Source organism: Paraferrimonas sp. SM1919 (assembly GCF_010993985.1).
Taxonomy (GTDB): domain Bacteria; phylum Pseudomonadota; class Gammaproteobacteria; order Enterobacterales; family Shewanellaceae; genus SM1919.
In genome coordinates this window covers 60,377-85,353 of sequence record NZ_WINH01000010.1, presented here as the reverse complement: position 1 = coordinate 85,353, position 24,977 = coordinate 60,377, and the positions used below count along the sequence as shown (strand labels likewise).

General features: G+C 41.4%; 12 protein-coding genes. 2 read left to right on the top strand and 10 right to left on the bottom strand.

What is annotated here, in order from left to right; translation table 11 throughout:
* Window positions 1-10 precede the first annotated feature (10 nt).
* The 5 genes from GFB48_RS07880 to GFB48_RS07860 are packed head-to-tail and all read right to left on the bottom strand — an operon-like array spanning window position 11 to window position 9,668.
* The gene (locus GFB48_RS07880) at window positions 11-3,793 is read right to left on the bottom strand and encodes a cellulose synthase subunit BcsC-related outer membrane protein (RefSeq protein ID WP_163933601.1); all 3,783 of its coding nucleotides are present in this window, start codon (window positions 3,791-3,793) and stop codon (window positions 11-13) included.
* Window position 3,794: 1 nt separating this feature from the next.
* Window positions 3,795-6,104 (bottom strand): cellulose biosynthesis cyclic di-GMP-binding regulatory protein BcsB, encoded by a 2,310-nt coding sequence (bcsB, locus tag GFB48_RS07875; protein WP_163933598.1) that lies wholly within the window; start codon window positions 6,102-6,104, stop codon window positions 3,795-3,797.
* Window positions 6,097-8,715: a UDP-forming cellulose synthase catalytic subunit gene (gene bcsA, locus GFB48_RS07870; RefSeq protein WP_163933595.1), complete on the bottom strand. Its 2,619-nt coding sequence runs from the start codon at window positions 8,713-8,715 to the stop codon at window positions 6,097-6,099. Before bcsA ends, bcsB begins: the two co-directional genes overlap by 8 nt.
* A complete protein-coding gene (locus tag GFB48_RS07865; RefSeq protein WP_163933592.1) occupies window positions 8,696-9,490 on the bottom strand; it encodes a cellulose synthase operon protein YhjQ/BcsQ in 795 nt (264 codons plus the stop codon). Before GFB48_RS07865 ends, bcsA begins: the two co-directional genes overlap by 20 nt.
* Window positions 9,483-9,668 carry a hypothetical protein gene (locus GFB48_RS07860; RefSeq protein ID WP_163933589.1) on the bottom strand — a complete coding sequence of 62 codons (186 nt, stop codon included), beginning with the start codon at window positions 9,666-9,668 and terminating at the stop codon, window positions 9,483-9,485. Before GFB48_RS07860 ends, GFB48_RS07865 begins: the two co-directional genes overlap by 8 nt.
* Before the next feature lie 100 nt (window positions 9,669-9,768).
* Between GFB48_RS07860 and GFB48_RS07855 the strand changes: the two genes are divergently transcribed.
* Both GFB48_RS07855 and bcsG read left to right on the top strand, forming a co-directional pair.
* The gene (locus GFB48_RS07855; RefSeq protein ID WP_163933586.1) at window positions 9,769-11,319 is read left to right on the top strand and encodes a BcsE family c-di-GMP-binding protein; all 1,551 of its coding nucleotides are present in this window, start codon (window positions 9,769-9,771) and stop codon (window positions 11,317-11,319) included.
* A 161-nt stretch (window positions 11,320-11,480) separates the two neighbouring features.
* Window positions 11,481-13,076: a cellulose biosynthesis protein BcsG gene (bcsG, locus tag GFB48_RS07850; RefSeq protein WP_163933583.1), complete on the top strand. Its 1,596-nt coding sequence runs from the start codon at window positions 11,481-11,483 to the stop codon at window positions 13,074-13,076.
* Between the two features lie 32 nt (window positions 13,077-13,108).
* Here the strand turns inward: bcsG and GFB48_RS07845 are convergent, their stop codons facing one another.
* The 5 genes from GFB48_RS07845 to GFB48_RS07825 all read right to left on the bottom strand — a co-directional run bounded on the left by GFB48_RS07845 (window position 13,109) and on the right by GFB48_RS07825 (window position 24,687).
* A complete protein-coding gene (locus GFB48_RS07845; protein WP_163933580.1) occupies window positions 13,109-14,146 on the bottom strand; it encodes an ion channel in 1,038 nt (345 codons plus the stop codon).
* A gap of 63 nt (window positions 14,147-14,209) precedes the next feature.
* Entirely contained in the window at window positions 14,210-16,321 is a 2,112-nt protein-coding gene (recD, locus tag GFB48_RS07840; protein ID WP_205597700.1) for an exodeoxyribonuclease V subunit alpha, read from the bottom strand.
* Window positions 16,311-19,862, bottom strand: coding sequence for an exodeoxyribonuclease V subunit beta (gene recB, locus GFB48_RS07835; RefSeq protein ID WP_163933578.1), 3,552 nt, complete (start codon window positions 19,860-19,862; stop codon window positions 16,311-16,313). Before recB ends, recD begins: the two co-directional genes overlap by 11 nt.
* 1 nt (window position 19,863) lies before the next feature.
* Complete coding sequence (gene recC / locus GFB48_RS07830) at window positions 19,864-23,304, bottom strand: exodeoxyribonuclease V subunit gamma (RefSeq protein ID WP_163933575.1); 3,441 nt, start codon at window positions 23,302-23,304, stop codon at window positions 19,864-19,866.
* A 267-nt stretch (window positions 23,305-23,571) separates the two neighbouring features.
* Window positions 23,572-24,687, bottom strand: coding sequence for a helix-turn-helix transcriptional regulator (locus GFB48_RS07825; protein WP_163933572.1), 1,116 nt, complete (start codon window positions 24,685-24,687; stop codon window positions 23,572-23,574).
* Window positions 24,688-24,977: the final 290 nt, after the last annotated feature.

The window sequence follows — 24,977 nt, the reverse complement described above, 5'->3', positions numbered from 1 at the left end:
TCTCGATATATCAAAAGTCCATGTATGGTGTAATGGGCTTTGGCGGACGGTTAACTGGGGTTTGATTACCATCAAAATAATACCTTAAATAAAGTGAGAGTTTATTTGGGGCATAAAACTCTGACTTTTGCAGCACCAGTGCGGCCCCTAGGCTAATGTGCTTTGACACTTTATATTCCGCATTAACATTAAAGCCGTAGCCGATACTGGTGCCTTTTGAACTGCTAACAATGCCCGGCGCTTTAGCCATTAAACTATCTTGAAACCCTGCATGATGAGGGTAATAAAGGCTATCTTCAGAGGCGGAGCGTGACCATGAAATTCTGCTATTAATGCGATAACTAAAATCCTTGATCCTTCCATAAAAATCAACAGGCAGAGACACTGATGAATACTGCTGTGGACTCCAATAAGCTCCTTGCCCTAGTGTAAACTCGCTGAGGTTATAGCGGTATTTAAAGGCCATTGTTGATACCCCTAAGGACATCGCAACAGGCTCGCTATCGTATGCCTGATAATAGCCCCCTATCATAATGCGATCACGGTAATTATTTTTGATATTTTCACCAAATATCAAGCCATGGTCCAATACCGACCAAAAACCATACCCCTCACCTTGATCATAACTTAGGGACAACCCCAAAACCGCTCTTTTTACAGCGCCATAAAAGATACTTGAGTTTGGATCGCGGCTACCAGCAAACGCCAGATTACTCGAGGTCATTTGTCTTTTGGAGGCCGATAACGACCAACCTAAGTCACCCCAGTCTCCATCATACTCAACGCCACCTAGCCAATCTGTTGTTGCAAACCCCAATGGGGTGGTACCCAAATCGGCCCGCCAATTAGGCGCTTCCACTCCTAAAGATAAACTGTAGCCGTGACTTTTTTGTTCAAGCATTTGCGCTCTACATTGCGGCTGACACAGAGCCAAAGTTCCAAAACGACCACTTTGTGGTGCATTAGTTTGCAACACACCTGAGTCAATAATGGTAGGCTCAATCCCCAAAAACCAACGGCTATTTATTAATAAACTTTCTGGTACCGGCATGGTTAGAAAGATAGGCATACTATTGAGTGTCACATTAGCTAATCCCTCAACCCCTTCTTTAGCATAATGGTCCCAACCAATTTCTAACAGGTGTTGCTGTTGCTGTGCCAGTTTTTGATACTGGTAATCCAGTTTATTAACGTACCAGTGGTCGATTTGGCGATTAATTGGGGTTGTTGACTTAGATAACAGTAGATTATTGACGAGGCTTTGAGCTAATTGTTGCTGTTCCACTAAAGGAAGCAGGCCCACATCAATTTGTTTCGCTTGGCTCACAGACAGGTTAGAAATTTGCACGTTTTGAGAACTAAACAACTGCTCTAGCATGGCAGCATCAAGGGCTTGACGTAAATATTTTAATCTCTGTTTTGTTTCATGTGCTTGCGCAGCAACCAGTGCTTGTAATTCATAGCCAATGGGATCCACTGGGTAGCGATTCTGATATTGTGCTGCCCACTCTCGGGTGATGCCCAAGTTCGCTTTCACTTGCGCAGGCTGCGCCAACAACCAACGATTGACTTGTCTAATGATGCTGTGGTTATTAGCCAGCTCAGGTTCCCTCTGTAACAGCTCGAACAGCTGTGGCAACTGCTTTAACCTTTGATAAGCTTTCAGTTGTACTAATGGCTCTGAAACACGGCTTAGCGTTTGCCATAGCCAGGGTTGATTAACTTGCCATAATCCATCCTGTGCCTGCTCAATAAACCATGTGATTAATCGCAAGCGCTGTTTATCGGTTAACTGGGCCCGCTCAATTCGAGCTAATGCCAGCTGCTGTTTATCGGGGTTGGATAAGGTTTCTAGATAACTTAACGCATATTCATTATTAACAACGGTGTCAGCCTCAAGCAATTGTAACCATAGCGTATTCGCCTGCTCACTCAAGCCAAATTCTTGATAGGCAAAAGCGGTCTGCTCAAGACTCCAATTAAATTCTGTCTTAAAATTCTGCACCATTGTTATTTTATTAGCCTGCTCCTTATCGAGTTGTTGCTGCACCAATAACCTCTGGATACGATATTGATTATCCCTCATTGCTTGGCTAAATTCATGCTTATTAATATCGGCAAACTGTTTCAACGCCGCACGGTAATCTCCTTTATAACTTAACAGCTGGGCGTAAGAGTATTTATCGTCCACACTGTGCAAACGATTAAGATAGAGCGCTTTTGCTTTCGGCCACTGTTGATTATCAATGTATCGCTTAGCTAGGTCATAACGCGTCCAAGGGTTGTTATCAAATGCTAACGCTTGCTTTAGAGTGGCTCGAGCAACGGCATCATTCCCTTTTGTGCTTGCATTGTGAGCTTGTACTATCAACTCTTTGGCTTTAAGTTTTTGCCATTGAATTTGTAATTGCCTTTGGGAAGAAAGGGAGAGCGAATTATACCACTGATAATAGGCACCAGAACCTTGCACCTGCGCCAACAGCTCACCATAGTTAGTAAGCACTCGCTGATTACCCTCATTCCCTAGCAGCAATTGAAAATACTCATTTAGCGCCGCCTCATTTTGACCGTTAGCTTGATACCAGCGAGCAAGCACCAGTTTATGTTCTATCCCCAATTCATCCATAGTAGAGACAAGATCAATGGTTTGCCGTGCTTGAGTTAATAAGCCTAGATTAATTTGTTGTTTGGCGGTAGCGAGAGTCGACCAGTAATATTCATTGTCATACTGTGCTTGCCAAGTGCTTATATTTTCGCCATTTAAGGAGATCGCCTGTCGATATAAAGCCAACGCTTGGTTGGCATCGCCGATTTTAGAATATGCCCTTGCGAGATTGCCGAGGATCTGTTCATCTTCTCTAAAGTAGCCTTGGGCGTACTTTAATTGATTAATCGCTTGTTGTAATTGGGCTGGGTTGGCATTGGGGTTTGCTATGGTATCAAGGGCTCTCAATTTGGCATGATATTGTGGTATTTTTAACAGTTCTTGTTGCTTTTTATATTGGGATTTTTCTGCATCGAAGTGCAATTTAACAAAATTATCTTGAGGAAATCGCTGTATATATTGCAGATAATGAATATCATTGGTTGGTTCGTAGGGCATTTGCAGTAAAGCACTTTGCCAGACTTGCAAAACCTCAGCAGCTATCCTTTGATTATTCGCAAGGATTTTGAGCTTTTCAAAATCTGCTTGTTGCACTCGACCACTATTAATCAATACCTTTAAATACCTAATTTGCACTCTTTCGTTAGTGGGGTAACGCAAACTCAACTGTTCAAGCTTGTCAATTACTAGCGCTAATTTAGTCGCATCAACGGCTAATAATAGCGGCCAATAATCTAAGGCTAAGGGCCAGTATAGCGCCTCTGACGTAACCACTTGTTGATAAATCTCTAGTTGTTTCGAATGCTGTTGCTGGCGCTCAAATAATTTTAACTTGGTCCGAATTGTTTTATCTATGCTGGCAAACTGCAGATAACTATTAAGCTCCTGATAGAGTTGCTGCTGGCCTGTTATTAAAGAAAGTTTTAATAACACCTCATTGGCCTGCGCAAATTGCTGGTTCTCGATATGGCCAAGGACGACATGTTCAAGTACTTTAGGGTGCTCAGAATCGATCTTAGCAATCTTATTGATAACTTGGCTTTGATAGTAGCTGTTATCTTGTCCTTGCCAATAATGATAACTCGCTAGCAAGTGAGCCAGCTCTGACTGGGCCTGTGCCGGCACACTTGCTACAGCAATAAACAGCATGATGGCTATCGAGCTAATCCATCCTTGGATAACTGCCATATTACTCGCCTAATTCCTTCCTTTGCTGGGCTTGAAAGCGTAGTAAACGCCACAACACTACGCTTAACACCAACACACTAAAGACAATAAACCAAAAGATGTATACTGGATGCCTACCAAGATGGTAGCGAGTCATATCCCAAACAGGCAATGAGCCAACATAGTATTTATCCCCTACATTAGAATGAATGATTTTATTTTTATGCAGAAGGACACTGGCGCCAGTCAACTGCATTGCTTTGCCGGGGTCCCTAAGGGCATTACTCACCATGACTAAATTTTCCGGGCGGTCTGCCATAATAGATAACACCGTTCTACCCGCATCAAATGGCGACTGAAACTCTGTCATAGCCGCCATATCACCATAACTTTGATTGCTAATAGACACCAGTACCGGATCTTTTTCGCGGACAAAGCGATTCTTTAAGCTACTCTTTTCAAACATATCTTTGGCTAAGGAAAGCGATCGTGAAGAACCTTGCACCAACACATTCACTTGATCATTGTCGAATACTTTTTGCTGTTTTTCTAATAACTGGTTCAACAAAATAATATCCATTCCTGAGGTAAAGTCTTGAGCTTGTTGCCAAAGCTCAAAGTTGATTCCAGGGTAACCAGTGATCGCCGACATATGCGCTAACAAATCAAACAACAACTCCAACTCACTCCTGTGCATACGCTCTGGAATGACAAATGCGGTTTGCGATAGATCGGCCATTCTTGTAAAGGGCAGACCTGAATAAGAAAACGATGATATATTGGGCATCTGTGCGTAATAATGAAAGCCACTAAAGTCGATGGTCGATTCACTATCGATTGATGCCAGTTTTACCGCAGGTTCAGAAATACAAGCGATTGAGTTATCGTGAATATCAAAGTCAAAGCTGATCTTGTTATTAATGCCCAATTTAAAACTCGGTACAAACAAGCTATCAGAATCAACTATTGAATCTTTTGTAAATGGTAAACGGAATAAGGAGGCTTCTTCTGCTATTCCAACCTTTGAATTTAGTGCTATTGATTGCACCATATAATCATTAATAAATACATTAAGCATAGATTTGGGCTTCTCTGGGGGCTGAGAATAGCGATAATTGATATCAATAGGCACCCCATAAGTTTCCCAAATAAATAAATCTGCAGGAATATGCATATTTATATCAATTGGCTGTAAATATTGGCCTTTTTGTTGTAACTCGAGTTCAGAGGCAACCATTTCTATCAGCTTCATCGGTCGATCGTGTACAATCCAGCGCGGCGCTTGATAAGGCTTCATGTTGTTTTCTACGTCCAACTCTAAAACCTCTGCGGCTTGACCAGACATGCTTTGGTAGCCCATCGCTAATCCTTTTGCTGCTTGCTGAAGTTGTTGTAAATCTTTCCCCAAAACCAACAGTAACTTTAAACGTGAATTTAATGGATGGCTGACCATAGCCACCGTTGGCTTTTTAATTTCAGGGTAATTTTCTAAAAAGAATGGCCGTAACTCATTAGTGGCTAAAACAACAGCATGCTTTTGTGGTAACTGATCGGTCAGCACCTGACTTTTGACCTTACGCCAGTGAGCCAGTTGCCCTGCCCATGCCGCTAATTGACCAGCACTATGGATTAATGGTTTAGGCTGTTGCTTTGGCAATACAAAGGTCAGTTGTTGAGTTTCGCTATCTCGTTCATCAATAAATGGTGCAGGTAACAAAGATAAATCATTACTTAAGCTCACCATATCTGTTTTTAGAACTAAAGCACTGTCTTCATGCAATTCAAACCATAAACCGTTATGATTAGGGTTATGACACTGGGAGTCATAATACGCAACCAGCTCGAATCTAAGCTGATTGTAATCTGACATTTTATAGCTAGGTAAGTTAATACTTTTGCTTAGTTGCTTACCCGCTTGCTTAGGATCAATGCTGATAACCGCCACAATATTATCGTTTAAATAGACTTTTATTTGCGACTGGTTGGCCAACAGTGTCGGTGAATACATGTATTTAAGATTTAACTTGGCATCAACGATTATCTGATCTAATCGGTTAGAAAAGTTTAAGTACAATTGATGGCCATTGCCTTGCAAGCGCATCGGATAAGATTGATTTAATTGCTTTAACATAACTTGCTTGGCTGCAGTCGCAACCGGCACTTGATAAGCATCGAGCCAAAGTTGTTGTAATTGCGCTTGTGGATAAGGTATCCCCCAAAAATCTGGCTCAACAAAGACTTGCTTGAGTTTTTGTTCATCGCTTAAGGTTGACTGACTGGCATGAACTGATGAATTTAATATCAGCAATAGCACTAACAAAAACTTATCCATGTTTTGGTCTCTTCGGTAAAAAACTTTTAATAAATTGGTAAACCCAATACAAACTTGGTTGATGCTGTTGCAGCCAACTCAAAGAATAGCGCCACAAATTACGATACCCAGTAGTACCTATGTTCAACAGCTGCCAAAAACGCTTCCCTAGTTTCTCATCAGGACGGTTATCCAGCATTGTCGATTGCCAAGAATCGGCTCTGGAGAAAGTGACTTCGATTAATTCTTTATCTTTCGCTAAAGTCATGTTTACGAGCTTTAACCCCAGAGCACGCCCCTTTTGGTGCATAATACGTGCATCAAATACTCGAACGATATCTTCACGATCGATGATTACCTTAATCTGTTGACTGCAATCTAATGTCAGGTCTTGTTGTAATTGAATTCCCATTCCAGATTCTGAAAAATCTGCAAGTTTGGCTGGATAAACATGGCCACTAACGAGTTTTATCTGGATCTGGTAATCGGTTTTTATTCGATGGGCCTTGCGGATTTGTTTAAGCTCAGTCGCAACAGCTAAGACCCCTCCTAACAATAATAAATTGTAAAAAGTCCACAACATATTTAAAAATATGGCCCAATGTTCACTATTGATATCTGTCATTAAGCGCCAAATTCCAAAGCTAAAACCAATTAAGTTGAGGATAATTAAAATGAACACTGGTCTTGATGTCAGCCAATCAAGGTAATCTTTTTCAATAAACCCCCCTTTTTCTGTGACATTAAAGCTACCATGTTGAGGAGAAAACAAAGCCACCATCGTAGGGCGGAAGGTATACCAAGCAAACAAGGTTTCATACATATCCCCCCAAAAAGAATTACGATACTTGCCATGATGACGAGCAATCACTATTTGCGACATAAATATGGAAGGCAGGACATACAAAAATATGGTCAGGGCAGGTGAATAAATGATATAGGTATGCAGCAGCAAAAACGCTAAAGGCGACAATAGGAAAACCAATCTCGGCAAGCCAAAAAAGAAATGCAACATAGCCGAGCTGTAACAAACTTTTTGCATAAAGCTTAAACCTTTAGCAAACCAAGGATTATCCGTCCTGAAGATTTGAGCCATTCCCCTAGCCCAACGGATCCTCTGCCCCACATGGGCTGAAATACTCTCGGTCGCGAGACCCGCTGCCAATTTAACATTAATATAAGCGGAGTGATAACCCAGTTTGTGGAATTTTAGTGCGGTATGGGCGTCTTCGGTGACAGTTTCTGTTGCTATTCCGCCTATTTCTTCTAGCATACTTCGTCTTAATACCGCACATGAGCCGCAAAAAAAAGTCGCATTCCAGAGATCATTGCCATCTTGAATGAGTCCATAAAACAGCTCCCCTTCTGCGGGTGCTCCTCCAAAACTACGCAGGTTTTTTGCTACTGGGTCATCAGAAAAGAAATGGTGGGGGGATTGCACTAAAGCTAATTTATTATCTTTTAGGAACCCACCCACCATCAGCTGTAAAAAGGCCCGCACTGGGATATGGTCGCAATCAAAGATGGTAATTAATTCACCATGAGTAAGGGTCATAGCGTTGTTAAGATTACCTGCTTTAGCGCCGTTATTATTATCTCTGGTAATATAGTTGCACCCCACCTGCTTGGCCAGTTGCGCCATAGACTCGCGTTGCCCATCATCTAATAAATACACATTCAATTTATCCTGGGGCCAATCCATATTAAGCGCGGCGATAATGGTCGGTTTCACCACTTCTACTGGTTCGTTATAGGTAGGAATATAGACATCAACACTTGGCCATAATGCCGGATCTTTTGGCAAAGGGGTCACTTGTCTCTTTAACGGCCATGCCGTTTGCAAAAAGCCAAATAACAACACCAACCAAGTATAGATTTCAGCAATCAGTAATACCGCTCCAAGTACTAGTCCTAATTCATCATCCCAGTTTAAGGTATTAGTACTTCGCCAATAGATATAACGACTGGCAGCAATAATGGCTAAGAACATTAACACCAGTGTGGTTACTCTTCCCTCAATTGCCCGCAACCAAAGAGCCACAGCCCATAAGATCACAGAAAACCATAACTGGGCATGATCATCAAAGGGTACTATGATTGCGATAAATGCGAAAATAAGCATCAAGATACTTAACGTCAAGCGCAACCAATGGATATTAAGCCAATTAATATAAAGTGGCTTTAAAAAAGGACCTTTTAAGGTTTGCTGGCTACGGACAAGTAAGGCTCGGCTTGAGCCAACCACTATAGCTTTAAGCATCACCGCAAAATTTGCACTATTAGAATAAACAAGGTGTTGCTGTTTTTGGGCAATCATAAACCAGTGATCAACGAATAAATAAAGGCACTGGATTGGAAAACGAATAAAGTCGCCTAATGAGAAGTAACTAAAATTGATATTAGTAAAATTAGCTTTTACGTTTTGACAAAAATAATAAAACCCAAAAAAGTCCTTTTTACGGTAATAAAACAAGCCGGATATCATCCAAATAAAATACAGTAACCACCGATAACTTGCTGCCATCTGCACTTGCTTTAATTCTAGATGGCGATAATGATAGACATTAATCAAAGACGATAGGGGAATAATGCTGACTAAAAACCAAAACCCTTTAAGCAGTTGCTTTATCATGTCGAACTTGTAAATCCATTAACAATTCAATCGCCAATAAGTGAAAACTTTTTGCACTATAGCTATCAACAAAGGCATCTATAACATTGGTATTATGCGCAAGCGCCTGGGAAATAAATTCATCTTTTAAAATTTGCGTACATTTTTCACCAACATGCTCATACCAATGTTCCCGCAACAATAATTTTAAATCTTGCTGCAATAACAAATCAGGATCAAAATCATTAATTATAAGATGTCTTGCCTGTTTAAATGTATCTAGAGAGCAGCCACATAATCTTTGATAGCTATTCATAGTGGCATTTGCAACCAGTAATTTTATTGTATCTTCAGGCAACCAGCTTTCAAACAAACAAGACAAATCTCCTAAATGGAAGATGATGATAACATCATCACTTAAAACTAGCTTACCGATAAACTGCTGTAAAAACCCCTCTGGTGCATATAAAGCTTGTCTTAAAAAAATTTGGTCAGATAATACTTTACCAAAAGGAAAAAAAATTAATCCAGATGGTGAACGAAACTGTATTTTCTGACTTTCTAATGTGTTTGATAAACATTCCAAATCAAATGATTTAGCGTTTATCATACTTGCTAACCAACCTTGCTGATATGTATTTTTTACTCCTAAGTGCCATTTCAAGTCATTATTGGGGCATAAATCAATAACGACAACCTGTTGGCCAAGTTTTTGCCATGCACTGGCTAGGTTTGCACATATGGTTGAGGTACCTACTCCTGCTCTTAATCCCTTAAACGCAATATACTTAGTCATTAGTCGATATTTCTTTTTCTAGAGTGGTTACCTTATCGTTAGCTTCACCTTGATTAATTAAACCCCAGCGCATTTTACTTTGCTCAAGTTGGCTTTTTAATACCATTTGTTGATACTGCTCGGGCGAATAATCATTGAGTTTAGATTTTAAATTTTTAATATCCTTGCCGATAGTCATAGTTCCCTCTGTAGTTGCAACAGATTTATTTTTTAGTTACAGCCATCACCGTCGATGTTAACATAATCGCAACACCCTATTAATAACACAAAAGTAGCAAATGCAGGTAAATATTAGTGGGCTTAATCCAGATCAGCATTCTTTGCAGAAGGGGCAGCTTTTTGGTTTTACTCTAAAGGCGAGTCATTGGGCCGATATTTTAACTCATCAACTTGATGCCAAATATAAAACCCTTGTTACTTTTTTAGATAACACCCAAGGCTACCCTATATCAAGCCAGGACAATTTACAGATTCTGCAGTTCAAACCCAGCAAAGCACTGTTTAAATCTCGAGTTATTCAGCGACTTTGTGGTGAGCTTAAGCACTCTTGCCCGCAACCTTCCTTAATTATTATTGATGCAACCCAGAGCTTATTTATTGAACCCGGTAAAAAGCGTGGGGTAGCTAATCTCATGTATTTAAGACAGTGGGCTCATAGGACTGGCCATGCGGTAGTGTTATACTTTAGCGCCTTAAATACCGAGAGCGTTGCTACTTTTATTTGGCAGCAACAATCCCAGTTCCATGGCTTAGTCGATATCAGTGGAGAGTTTTCGCCAAAGCACTGGCATACTTTACACTGGTTCGGTACAAGTAAAACCTTTGCCAATGAACACTATTTGCTGACAACCAACAATAATCTCATGACTGCCCAGCATTCTTCTGTTCCAGATGAAGTTATTCAAAATACTCCCAAAGAAGCGGTTATTATTGTTGATAAACATTACCCACAAATTGGCAGTAAACTAAATGAACAATGGTTAATTACCCATGATGATCAAAAAATTTATGAGCTCGCCCATGCAAATCCACACGCTGTAGTGATATTGCACCTATTTGCTAATACCGATTTATATTTATTTACCAAAATGATACATCAACTTCGCAAAGATAATGGCAATAATTTAAAAATAATCATCCATAAAGTCAGCTTTAAATTAAGGCAAAGTGAACAGAATTTACTACGGCATATGGGGGCCAATATAGTTTTACCAGCAGAGCTTGGCTCTAGTACCCTATATGGTATTATTGACTCAATCCGCTTTATCAAGTTTTATCATGACATTGACAGTGACTTTGAAACTAGCTTTAAGCGCTCCATGATTGTGACAGCAAAATCCTACCAAGAACCTCTAACATTTATTGAAATTTGCAATAAATTAATTCATACCGCCAGTCAATTCGGCATCAGCTTTTCATTAGTTCAATTACAAACCTCTATTAACATTAGCCCTTTAGAAACGGTTAAGTACTCTAATTGCCAACGTAATGGCGATATTTTTACCATTATCAATGCCCAGGTCTACTTTTTCTTTTATGGTTGTCGAGAAGAGCATATTAACTCGACTCTAGAGAAAGTTATCGGCACTAGGGCATCAAGTTTATATCAACGTCAGCGTAACTTTTGCCATTATGAAAATGCAGGGATTTTACTCACTCAATTACAGGACATTGTCTCTACGACCCCACAAGCCTTATATGGCAAGATGGTTAATGCGGCTATTAAAACTCACAACATTGATGATAAACAGCAAATCCCAAATTCAATAGCACCTATACCAAATAAAGCAATTATGAGCGTCCCTATTGCGACTAAATTTAAGGAGTAGCCCTATGAGTTATAGTGAGTTTTTAAGCTATATGCTAATGTTTCTCTTTATTGGGATCGTTATTGGTTACAGCTTAAATATAATCAGTCAATACATAATAAACAGTCGTTTTTATTACAAAATAACGCCAAAGATAACGAAAATCAAAAAAGTACAACACCATGATTGAGCAGCCGTCACTCCAGAAAAATAGTACCATTAACCAAATTGGCTTTTGGTTTTTATATTTCACTTTAAAATTTAGCTTGTACTTTAATGGTAATATTAACTTCCATCTATGGGAAAACTTAGCCTTCTTCCTTTTTTTAATATTACCGATAGGCTCCAATCTGCTCTGCCACCTAAGAAACATTTTAGCGGTGCCACTTGGCGTTGCACTTTTCTATTATGACTCTTGGTTGCCAAGTTTCACCCGGGTAAGTAAGCAGTTTTATGACTTAAGTCAGTTTAGTTTTGATTATTTTGTTGAATTATTCTCCCGAGTAATAGACTGGCAGACAGTAGCTATTGGTTTTATAGCTTGGGTTGTTTATGTCAACATTAAACAGATTATTCGTTTAAATAGCGTCATAGTGGTTGGTTTTATTGTGATTATGATTCACAGAGCCAACACCACTGAAACCACCGCTGAAAATCAAACTTTGCCGCAATCCAATGATAGTGCAGTACTACAGGACAATGCTATTTTAGCTAATTCCCCTTCGCAAATGCTCCATTGGTTTTATCAAAACGAACAACAAAAGCGCATTGATTATTCTGGGGTAACCGTTCAAACCGAATTTGACATTTTAATTATTAATGTTTGCTCACTGGCATGGCAAGACTTGAAGTTCACAGGCCTAGATAGCCACCCTTTGATGTCTGAATTCGATATTATTTTCAATAACTTCAATAGCGTAAGCCCCTACAGTGGACCTGCATCCATACGTTTAATGAAAGCCAACTGCGGCCAAACTGCTGAAGCCGGAATCTATGAGCATAGTAGCAATGACTGTTACCTCTCTGAGTCATTAAAATCCTTGGGTTTTGAAGCACAGACCCTATTTAACCACGATGCCCAATTTGGCAATTTTGCCAAGGAAATTGATCAGTACGGGCGCTGGAATGGCAAGCGCATTGATAATCAGCAGGCAAAAGTAAATCAGCTTAGCTTCGATGGCTCTAACATTTATAGTGACGCTTCAGTCCTTCAACAATGGTTCAATTTGCCCCAAAACAGACCGACGGTTACCTATTATAACTCTATCAGTTTGCATGACGGTAATAAGCTAATCGGCAATCAACAAAACCTTAATTCATTAGAAAGTTTTCACCCTAGATTGAGTCAATTCTTAAACGATATTTATGGATTGTTTAATACGCTACAAAATAGTGACCGTAAAACCATGGTTATATTTGTCCCTGAACATGGTGCAGGATTAAAAGGCGATAAATTGCAAATAGCCGGAATGCGTGAGTTTCCTAGCCCAAATTTAACCTTAGTTCCAGCTGCTGTTAAATTCTTTGGGCTGCAGCAGCCACCTCAGCGGACTCAGGTCATCAATCAAACCATGAGTTATTATGCGCTTGCTCAAATCATACATTCAGCCATAACGAAAGATATCTTCGGCAATCAGGATGTGACTATTAGCCAACTGCTCGCAAACATTGAAGCCACTACGCACGTTGCAGAAAATAACGGTGCTACTGTGGTTAAATTTGCTGAGCAATATTTACTTAGGGTGGACCCATCAGAACAACAATGGATCCCATATTGAACATAGCCAGGAGTTTGAATCAATATCCAAGCTTAAAAAACGATCTTAGCAAGCCGTTGCTTGCTAATGTAGTGAATATACATCTGGGGGTGAATGACCGCTTCCCATCCGGGGTTAATCTGCATATCAGTGGCTAATTCATCAGAAGCGAAGCCTAAAAATTTAGCATCGTGTTTGGATTTTAATAAATGTTCCACTTCACTGACTTTAACGGATTTATCACTGCATAATTGACTGACATAAATAGTTTGTCCTTCACCAGAGGTGAGCAGTTGGTGCATTGCCATCGTGCTGCCATGATCCTGCATCGCTCTGACCATTTGTTCTGCGGCCTTAGGCGTTGCCACTTCAATATTGACCCCAAGTTCTCTTAATGTATCAGCTTTGGCTTCATCAACCAGGTAGGTGGTGATATGGCAATTTGGCTGTACTTTATTCTTGAAGTGAACCGCATTAGCAAAATTTTCGTCATCGTTCATACCATCAATGATCACTCTATCGGCTTTTTCAATGGCAATTTTAGCTAAGCTACTATTATCGCTATAGGAATCTAAATGGCAAAACTCAACATAGTCCGTATCTGGATACGGATGCTCAATATGCTCTTTAGTCACCAGTAGTATGGTTCTTGGTTTACGATTGTTATCGGCCAGAATTAATTCAATGATTTTTTTAGAACGATGAATATGTCCTGTGACTAAAATAATATGCCCACTCAAATCAGCAAAGCTTTTATGTCCCATTAATGTTCTCCTAATTCTAGTGGTAATGATTTCCCCCCCTTTAGCCAATAAAATGGTAAACATGGTTAAAGAAAATGGAATAAAATAAATGCCAACAATTAAACGACCCGCCTGCGAAACTGGTGACATATCACCATAACCTACGGTCGAACTTGTTACGATCCAGTAATAAAAATAATCAATCCAAGTGGTTATGAGTTGCTGCTCTTGTGCTAGATAAAACAACCAGTAAGAGGTTATAAAGTGCCCCAAACAAAACCCCAAAATAACCAATAAAGATAATTTATTAATATGGCTGTAAATAAAGCTGATTAGTTTATAAAACACCCTTCCCCCAAGTACTGCTGCTGATTATTGTCTAAATTCATATTGTTTGGCATTAACTTAGTATTATTTTAACAGCTTAACTAAACCTGCATGTCTTTGCACTCTCTTAGTAATGCTGCGCTTTAGTATATCTTCGACACCAAAAATCGTTAATTTTGATTTTGCTCTTGTGATGCCGGTGTAAACCAATTCTTTAGTTAAAATTGGGTTATCTTTTTCTGGTAACAGTAAATACACTGAGTCAAATTCACTTCCTTGTGACTTATGTACCGTCATCGCAAAAGCCGTTTCATGGGCTGGCACTCGGGCAGGTAAAACGGCTTTAATACTGCCATCAGCGAGTTGGAAATAAACCTTTAAACGATTGCGCTCGCTGTTAGAGTCATATAAGCACAAACCAATATCACCATTAAACAATCCTTGGGAGTGATCATTACTGCTCACCATTACAGGTTTGCTGTGATACCAATAATCTTTGCTATTAATTAATCCACTTTGAGACAGGCTAGTGGCAATTAAATGGTTTAAGTTTTCTACCCCTGTTGCCCCTCCTCGCAGTGCGCACAGCAACCTTGTTTGGGAAAAAAGTTTTAAGGATTGACGTGCGATGTCATGAACCTCAGTGGCATGATAATCCCTAGCGGCATATTCTAGGTAGCCTTGATAATCTTTTACTAAAGCAGCCAATAGTTGTTGTTGGCTATCCGCTTTTAAAGGCACAAAATCAATATCATCAAAGCTGTCAAATAATGGCATCATTTGTTGCACTCGACCTTCATTTGTGGCCCGAGCTAAATTACCAATACCGGATTCGCTGCCAAAACGGAAACTCTTTTTAAGCATACACAAGCCATCAGCAATACCCCGGGAAGATGATTGTGCTTCTATATTAAAGCCCGTTAACGTCGACAGCTTGCTTGCTGCATCGTCAGAATAGCCTTGCTTTAATAATGAGCAGATATCACCTAATATCGCCCCGGGCTCTACCGATGCGAGCTGATCTTTGTCACCCAATAACATCAACTTGGCATCTTTAGGCAGAGCCTCTAGCAACTTATACATCAGTGGTAAATCCACCATAGAAGCCTCATCCACGACTAAGACATCCAGATGCAGTGGGTTATGACGGTTATGTCGAAACTCTTGAGAATTAGGTATTGCCCCAAGCAAACGATGAATGGTGGCGGCGGCTGTAGGAATTTGCTGTTTTATATGGGCATCGATGCTCAGTGAGGCTAAAGCTGCAGACATTGATTCAGTTAACCTTGCCGCCGCTTTCCCTGTCGGCGCTGCCATTTTTATATTTAAAGAATGTTGCCCATGGTGGGTCATCACTAATGCCGCTAATAATTTAGTAACTGTAGTCGTTTTACCTGTCCCCGGACCCCCTGAGATAACTGCAAAGTTATTATTAAGAGCCACTGCTGCCGCAAGCTTCTGCCAATTTAAACGCTGGGCCATAGCAATGATATTATTTAGGGGTTGCAACGCCACGGCTTGTTGGGCATTGTTCACCACTTTTACGGCTCTGGCCCAATCGATTAACTCAGGCGCCACCACATCAAACAAATCAATCAGAGTGGCAATAATAGTTTGCTCATCGGCTGCATCTTGGCAAGCTTGCCAAACCCACTCTAAATCAACGCTAAACAACTCATCAAGCACTTGGCGGGTATTCTCCAGTTGCTGTTCGATCATGTTAGTTTTGCTAGTTAAATTTGTTAAATGCCCCGCAAGGGCCTTTTCATAATGCCAATAACGATGCAAATACACATTATTATTATCAAAAATCAACGGTGCATTAGCTTGATTGCGTAGCAACTGGCTATTGGCAAATGCACGCTTGATTGCGTCGAGGGATAACGAGTCTCGCCAACAACTGACATCAAACTCTAGGCTGCTAAACTTAGCATCTTGCTCAAGCTGATAGTGTCCCAAACCGATAGCAGCAAGAGGTTCCTGATAGTGACCTTGTGGATTTAATAACGGCAAACAAATATGACCTTCACTGAGCGCTTTTGAAGCCAGCACCGCCAATAGTGATAACGTAAGCTGATATTGTGGCTCACTCTTTTGTGCAATTAACTTGGCAAATTGCACATCAAGTTGTCGTAACCGCTTCAGCTCAACCAGTTGCTGTAACATTTGCCATTGGCTTTTCATATCAACACTCATGGGCTACTCCCTTAAACGCCATATCTAATGCTGTTAATAATGCTTCGCTGGGCTTATTAAAAAAGATCCCCTCATTGCCATTTTCATTAATTCCACGAACAAAGATGTAATAGGCACCACCAAAGTGTTGCTCATAGTTATAGTCGCTCAAGGTCATCTTTAGATATCGGTGTAATGCCAGGGAGTAGATTTGATATTGGAAATCATAACGATGCTCCACCATAGCCCCATTAAGAGCCTCGCTGTGGTAGTCTTCAGGGGTGTCCCCAAGGTGGTTCGATTTCCAGTCAAGTACATAATATTTGCCATTAGATTCAAACACTAAATCAATAAACCCTTTAAGCATGCCCTGCAACTGCACGAAGCTTAAAGGCTCAGCGATGGCCGCAAGAGGATCGTAGCTTTGAATAATGTTATTGATGTTTTGCGCTTGAATTTGTGCGGGCAGCATAAACTCCATTTCGACTAAACGTTGATTATTGGCCACCGTATTGAGGGCGGCCCCATGGGGCAGAGTTTTAGCTAACACCTGCTGCATCATCGCGGTGATTATGGGTTGGTAAGCCAGATCATAGTGTTGCTCGGTTAGCTTTTGTGCAAGCATGGTTTGCACTGAATCTGCCTGCATATTTTCAGTAAAATCCACATTTTCAAACACTTCATGGAGCATGGTACCTGCCCGAGCCCCACGGGGAAAATTAAACATGGACAGCTCACTAGCCGTGACATCATTACTTTGCTCTTTGGCTGCATCCACATCCAGGGTACCAAAGCTGAGGCCGTAATCTGTCTGATTATCATGCCCTGCAGTTAAGCCTGAATAACTGCTCATGCGCCAGTTTCTATCAATACAACTTTTGAACACTAAAGGCTTGGGCTGCGCAGTGTCTGCCGTTAATGGCACATATTTTTCATCGGCAGTAGCCACAGGCTGACAAATTTCACCACTGTCAGTATTGGTCAACAGATGTAAGGCGTTTTTAAAGCCGGCAATATCGGTTTTTTCATCTAGCCCCATTAAATACCCCAAAGCACAGCTGGCATTCGATAATGCTTTACCCCGTGCTGCCTTAATTGGAGCTGCGCCAATAAAACAGGCAAATACCGGACGGGTCAGTGCCACGTATAATAGGCGTAAATCTTCCGCTAAACGCTCGGCTTCGGCTTCTTCTAGCGACTCTTTTTCATTTTCAATATCATAAACCTGCTGCCCTTGCTGATGATCATAATATTTAGGCGTTTTGGCCTTTCTCATATCAAAAGCAAAGGGCAAAAATACCAAGGGATATTCCAAACCCTTAGATTTATGAATGGTAATAATTTGCACCAGATTACGCTCTGATTCTAACCTCTGCAGAGCACCATCGGAGCCATCGTGCTCAGTGAGCTTTTGATTAAACCAAGTCACCAACGCATGTTTAGAATCTAACTTTTCTGACTGGGCCTGTAATAGCTCACTTAAATGGTGGTAATCGGTCAGGGTACGCTCCCCCTGCTCTTGCCCTAACAGCATTGACGCTAAATTAAAGTCAAAGCCCAGCTTTTGCAGCATCGATTGCACCCCACGCTTATGCCAAAGCTCGAAATAGCCTTTAAAGCGTTGCAGCATTTGCTCCCATTCGCTCTCATCCTGGTTAAAGCGCTCAAGCTGATAATGGCTTAAACCAAATAGGCTTGATGCCAGAGCATTTTTTAGTTTGAACTCATGATTGGGTTCGCTACAGGCCAATAAAATGCGCAGCATATCTTGGGCACAACGGCTGGAGTACACAGACTCACGGTTAGACAGATAAACACTATCAATGCCCTGCTCTTTTAAGGCGGTTTTGATCAGTTTTGCTTCACGCCCGGTGCGCACCAGTACTGCAATATCTTTTGGTTTAATGGCGTGTTTGGCGTCTTTTTCTTGAATAAAGGCCTGCTGTTTATCACTTAGGGTTAAGATATGTTGAATTTTAGCCGCGGTCGAATGGCTCATTAACCTTTGGTATTTATCTTTAGTGATAAATTCGTCGCTGTCTTGGTACCAAAGAGTTAACGCCTGTTGCTTTTCACCGGCTAAGCTCCAATGCATGTTCTCAGCCTTGGGACTATGCTTTACCGGTTGAAACGGAATTTGCTGATAACAAAAGCTTTCCTGCCGCAAATCGAACACATGATTGCTGGCGGCCACCATGTCTGCCGATGAGCGCCAGTTCGTCTCAAGAGTATAATGGGCTGGTGCTTGGGCTTTGGCCTTCATATAGGTAAAAATATCTGCGCCACGGAAACTATAAATTGCCTGTTTAGGGTCACCAATCATAAACAACCCCAGAGCCTTTGAATCTCGAGCACAATCATACAAGGCACTAAATATTTGATACTGGCATGGATCGGTATCCTGGAATTCATCAATCATGGCAATCGGATACAGTTCACGAATACGATCGGCCAATAATCCCTCTTCATCCACTGTTAAGGCTGCGGCTAACTGACTGAGCAGATCATTAAAAGTCAGCAGTGAGCGATTGCCTTTATAATTACTAAACTGACTGCGTACCCATTCGATGGCGTTTTGCTCAAGGAAAGGCTTTAGTGGTTGGCTGTTTTCTAAAAAGGCTTCAATTTGCGCAAAAACACCATAATCAGGCAGTGTCTTCCCCTTTTTAAGGGCCGCTTCTAAGGTGCCTTGACCATAGCGCTCAAGCTTATCTGGCAAACTCAAGCCGGTGTCGTTTTCGGCCCAATCTTTAATTTGTTTTAACCAGTTTTGCTGCCAATCACTGCGGTATTTACGGCCATTTAAAATACCACTGTCTAAATCCTCCACCAGCTGTTGCCAATCCAGCTTGTTAAGCTCGGATTTAAGTTGATTAACCAGTTGAGTTTGCTTGGCAACAAAATTCTCAACGCTATCGGTGCTAGCCTTTTGCTTCAGGGCTAAATCCTGCTTAAACAGGTTTTGGTAGTCTTTATATATTTGCGCCGGGCCACGCCAGATTGCCCTGACATTTTGCGCTAAATTAGCATTGGCTTGATACACCAGTTGACGCCAATAATCGTTCACCAATTGCTTTAAGATTTGGCTTTCATCTTCAATAAATTCGCTGACGATGGCGCTGCCAGATTCAAAGGCATTTTGCGAGAGCATGCGCTGGCAAAAACCATGAATGGTAAAAATAGCGGCTTCATCCATGTCCCGCTCGGCGGCCAAAAGCAAATCCGCCGCCTCTGCTAAGTTATTAGAGTCATTAATTAACTCAGATAAAATCGGATCTTTAGAGTTGCCCTGTAAAAAGGCTAAGCGGGCTTCATGGAGGCGACTACGAATTCTGTCCCTTAACTCGGCAGTCGCTGCTTCGGTGAAGGTTACCACTAGAATTTGACTGACCGTAAGCGGAGCTTGTGGTCTGGCATCGGCTTGACCGTGGCCTAAAATAAGCCTTAAATACAAAGCGGAAATCGTAAAGGTTTTCCCCGTACCGGCGGAGGCCTCTATCAGGCGCATGCCGTGCAGCGGGAAGCTTAGTGCTTGTAATGGCTGAGGTTGAATGTTGACCATATTATTGCCACTCCCTTTGATACTGCTCTATGGTACCAAATACCTGCAAGGCGGTAGCGATAACCTGCTCGGCTAATTCATCATTCCACTTGCCAAAGGCGCGGTGAATATTAGGATCGTCAGCGTCGCAGCTAAAGCTAAAATCATCATGGAAGGTTTTAGCCAATTGCTGCAACCTGTCTTTGCTTAGCTCTTGTTGTAACTCTGTATTATTAGGCTCTTGGGCAAGCTCTTGCTTCATTTTCTGACTCAGTTCAAACGCTTTAAAGCTGGTTTGCGGGAAGTAGGCTAGCGGCGCATCTAAGCCAGCAAAGTAGTACTGCACAAAAACCGCCAGCTCTGCATGCGCTATCTGCGGATTTAAGGCCTGCAACACAATCCCAGCTGGTTCCCCCTTTTCAATACCGATAATCTCAGTATTAATGCTGTGCCCCATGGCACAGGCTGCGAGGTGATCGAGCCACGCCGCCAGTAATTCTTTGACACCAATTTTCCCGGTCTTAAATCTAAGTAATGTTTTTTGCTCACCAATCACCACTAGGTGTTTCAACCAGCCCGTTAGGGTAAAGTTAAATTGCTCCACACTAAAATCTAAGTTGATTTCAATATCATCCAAGGGCTGTTGATAGCGTTCGCTAAGTTTACTGGCGAGTTCATCAACTTCATCATGTAAACGCTCAAATTCTAACACTGCCATTTGTCCTTGAGGGGCCATTCCTGTCGCTTTCAATTGTCCTAAAAGCTGTTGTTTATTTAGTTGCCCCAGTAGGGTTTCAGATAACAATAAACTTTTAACTGCATAGCCTTCCAGACCATCAAACACAAACGGTTCATCATCAAGTTGCTGATATTGTTCAGTCGCTAGATTGACTTGCAAACGACGTTGATAAAAATAAGCGACAGGCAAGCGCCAAAATCTTTGTAATTCTGCTAATGGTAACTCTTCATCTAGCGCCAGTGACGATAAATAACTGGGCAATGTTTGCTGCTGCAGCGGTACCAGCGGTTCGACTACATAGCGATTGTCATAACTGCCAATTATAAAATTCTCTTCAGCATAGGGAGAAAGTGGATATTGCTGGCTAAGATGTTGTCGCAAATGCTGGGCCGACTGTGTTGGCGTTAATTTTTGATCGCCAACAAGGCAGAAGTTCTGCTGGCAATATTCCACCAATTCAGACACCAAGATTGAGGGCATTAATTCACTGTTATCTTTAGCGCTGCGACCAATAAAACTCAAGTATAAGGTCTCTTGAGCGGCCAATAGTGCCTCTAAAAACAGGTATCTATCGTCAATCCGTCGGGAGCGATCACCTCGGCGCATGGTATAGGGCATCATATCAAAACCAATGGGGGTGACATTTCTCGGGTAGGCACCTTCATTAAGCCCCAACATGCACACCTTTTTAAATGGAATTGCGCGCATTGGCATAGGCGTACAAAAATTAACTTGGCCCGCTAAGAAGCGTTGTGATACCTGTTCACCGCCAAGTTGCTCACGCAAGTATTGGCTTATAACTTCGGGACTTAACTCAGCCTCGAAGCCTGCATTGTCAACCTGAGTGTGTAACTTAGTCAGGCTTTTGCGAATGAGCTCTAATGAGTACTGGGAGTCTAAATCATCAATAAAGAATTCCTCTAACATGGCACCAAGTAACTGTTGCCAACTTTGCACGCTTTGGCTGGCCTTGAGCTGGCTGTTAAAAGAACTGATCTTCTCTACAAATAAACTTAATTTGCCTACGGCCTCGGCATGGCTTCCCTGTACTTCATTAAGGGGGGAGATTTGGTAATCATCAAAATCCAGTAGCTCACTTTCAGCCCCCATGGCATAGCCAAATAGCATACGTTCGAGCCCAAATTGCCAATGGTTCTGCGCCATAGTCGGCAGATAATCTTCCACTTGCGTATCGCTATCAAGCCCCCAACGGACTCCCGCCTCATCTACCCATTGCTGCAACACATCAAACTCGGCTTTGGTTAGATCAAATTTGGCCAATATGCTTGGGGTTTCTAAAATCGCCATTAACTGTGAGTTACTGCAACGGCTTAATGGCAACGTTAAGATTTCATTAAAGGCGGCAATAATTGGATTTTCATCTAACGAACTTCTATCTGAAATAGAGTAAGGAATATAGTGCTCACCCTTAGCATTGCCAAACACGGTTTTAATGGCCGGTGCATAGGCATTAATATCCACCGCCATCACAATAATATCTTGGGGCTTTAGACTTGGGTCGGCGGCAAACATTTTAAGCAGATTATCATGCAGCACCTGTACTTCCCGCATCGGGCTGTGACAACTGTGGATAGATAAGGATTGATCATTCAAAGGGATCTGGCGTTTATGCTCGGAATCATTAATCTCCTGAAAATCCGTATTTTCCGTTAGACTTAAAATATCCCTCTGCACAGATGCCAATAGGGTATCTCTATCAGGCTCAACAAAGGCGTCTAACTCATGGGGTTCTAGTTCAAGTAATAGGGTCAGATTATCCCGGCCCAGCTTACCCCAAGATGCCAATAATGAGTTCCCCACCAGGTTAGACTGTTCATCATGCAGCGCCAATTCTGCCTGTTGCTGCTCATTTAGCAGCGCTGTGGTGTCTGTTACCTCTGAGTGATCATACTTCCACTCTAAGTGTTCACGTTTGCCACTTTTCAAGCGGTTAATGGTTTTATGATCTTTAATATCACCCCAGTAATACTGACAGGGGTTGGTCAAAAATAAATGAACATCAATATGGTCACCGAGGGCCTTTAACACCTCAAGGTAGCGCGGTGGCAAGGATGAAATACCGAATACAAATAGCCGTGTCGGTAACTTAGCAAGCTCAACCTTCCCCTCGGCCAACGCCTTAATAAAATCATCAAACAGGTTAGCCCTGTGATACTTTGAGTGCCCCAGCTTTTTATTGTACTTTTCTAGTGCGCGCCATAGCTTGGCCTGCCAAGGGTGCTTACCTTCTAGCTCGGTAACATGGATGTCCTGTTCCCAGGCCAAAATCCAGTCTGGGCGATACACAAGATAACCATCAAATGTGTCGGCAATGAGCATCGCCAGTTGATAAAGCTTGGTGCCCTGCTCGTCCACCGCTAGATATTGTTTAAGTGGCGCAAAATCATCATCGTTTAAATGCTCGGGCAGGATGGCCATGATTTTCCATGCCATTTCATTTTTATTAAAGGCGCTTTGCTCAGGCACATTTGGTAAAACTTGAGTAAACAGGTTCCAAATAAAGGTCGCCGGCAGCGGGAATTCAATATTGGCGGCAATGCCAAAGCGTTCACTAATGCCAAGTTTCAGCCACTGCGACATACCCGGGCTTTGCACCAGAATTTTTTCACTTTCAAAGGGAGATTGCAGCGGCTCAACCTTGGCCACCTCAATAAGCAATTGACGCAGTAGCTCGACCTGATTGGAGTGATATAAATGCAGCATAAAAAATGATGACCTATCTTAGGGCTGTTGAAATTTGCTGTTTGGGTCGAAAGCAGTTTGTTAATCTTTACTCTTTATTTCAAAAGAAAAAGGCGGAGCGATTGATATGTGGTTTTTCCATACCAATGAGCTTCAACGCAGTAGAAATGGTTAACAAACGCTATCCGTAGGTTCACATAAAGTAAACCTGAAAACTCAACACGCCGTTGTAACAAGTCATCACTTTATCATATAAAAGTAGATTTTAGTGGTTCGCAAGCTTATGAATTAATGCATTAAACTCGACAGCATTTCACTAATTAACATGCCTTGCTTATTAATGCCGGTTTTCTTGTAGACATCTTTTAAGTAACCCCGCAGGGTCTGCTCTGATTTTTGTTGAAATTCGGCAATCTCTGTAATCGACCACCCCTTAAGTAACGCTTCACACAACTGTGATTCTGGATTGGTTAAACCATAGTATTGGCAAATCGTATTAGCATCTGGGAAGCTGTTATCACCTTCGCTATAAATTCGAACCAACATGCCACCACCTTGCAAAGTATCAGCAGCTATAGATTGAAAAGTAAACAACAATCTTTCACCGCTTTTGGTTTTTACCACTAGGGTTTCATTATAAATTTCTTGTTTAACATTGCCAGAGTGGATTGCCCTCAAGCCATTGACGCGCATTTCATGCCTTAAGTTAGGGTTATCCAACTCCAGGTATTTATCAACTAGCCTAATGTCCTGGCGATGTTTACCAATAAGTTGCTTCGCTCTCTGGTTAAGAAATAATAGATGCTGATTTTCATCAAATATTAGAGTTGCTTCGGGGAAGGCTTCTATCATTTGTGAAAAGGTTCCTGCTAATACTTTAGCCGAGCTTAACTTGATATACACCTGTAGCGCCTGCTTAATAAAGGGCAGGTATTTATTTAATGCGTCTATTTCCAATTGCAGAAAATCAGATTGCTGCTCATTACGCTGCAAAATAAATAAAAAGATTTTCTTATCCGTACAAAGGGGGGCTGCTAGAGCAACATCGGATACCCCCTGAGCCTTAAAATTCTTGATGATTTTGGGTTTTAAATTGGGATCAAAAGGTATTTTTGCCAGATTTAACACGCTTTCAGGTTTGTGCTCTACCCCAGCAATAATAACGAAGTCATTATCAATTTGATTGGTCTTAACATACCATTCTAAATATTCATCGGGGATACCGTGATGCCATACATTAAGTAATTCACTATTGTTAGTATCCATTTCCAATAACATCGAAGCATAGGCATTAAACTCTTTTGCCATAAGCTCTAAAAATTCATGAAACCCAGTTTTACTTAAAAGCGCCCCCATTAAGCTATTGATAATCTCAGTATTTAATTGGCATTTGGCTAAATCCACTTAGCTCTCCTTTTCAATTTAAACTGTTATTGGCAATGCTTTTAATCTAGCACAAAAGCACGGAACTTAACCGCTACACAAGAAGTAAACACTCACCTAGCGCGTAAACATGGTTAACATATCACCGATTAATAGACCTTGCTTATTTAATCCCGTCTTACGATAAACATCTTTTAAGTAGCCCCGCATAGTCTTCTCTGATTTTTGTTGAAATTCGGCAATTTCAGCAATGGCCCCGCCCCTTAACAGGGCTGGGTTAAGCCATAATAATTCTTAATTATGGCTAACTT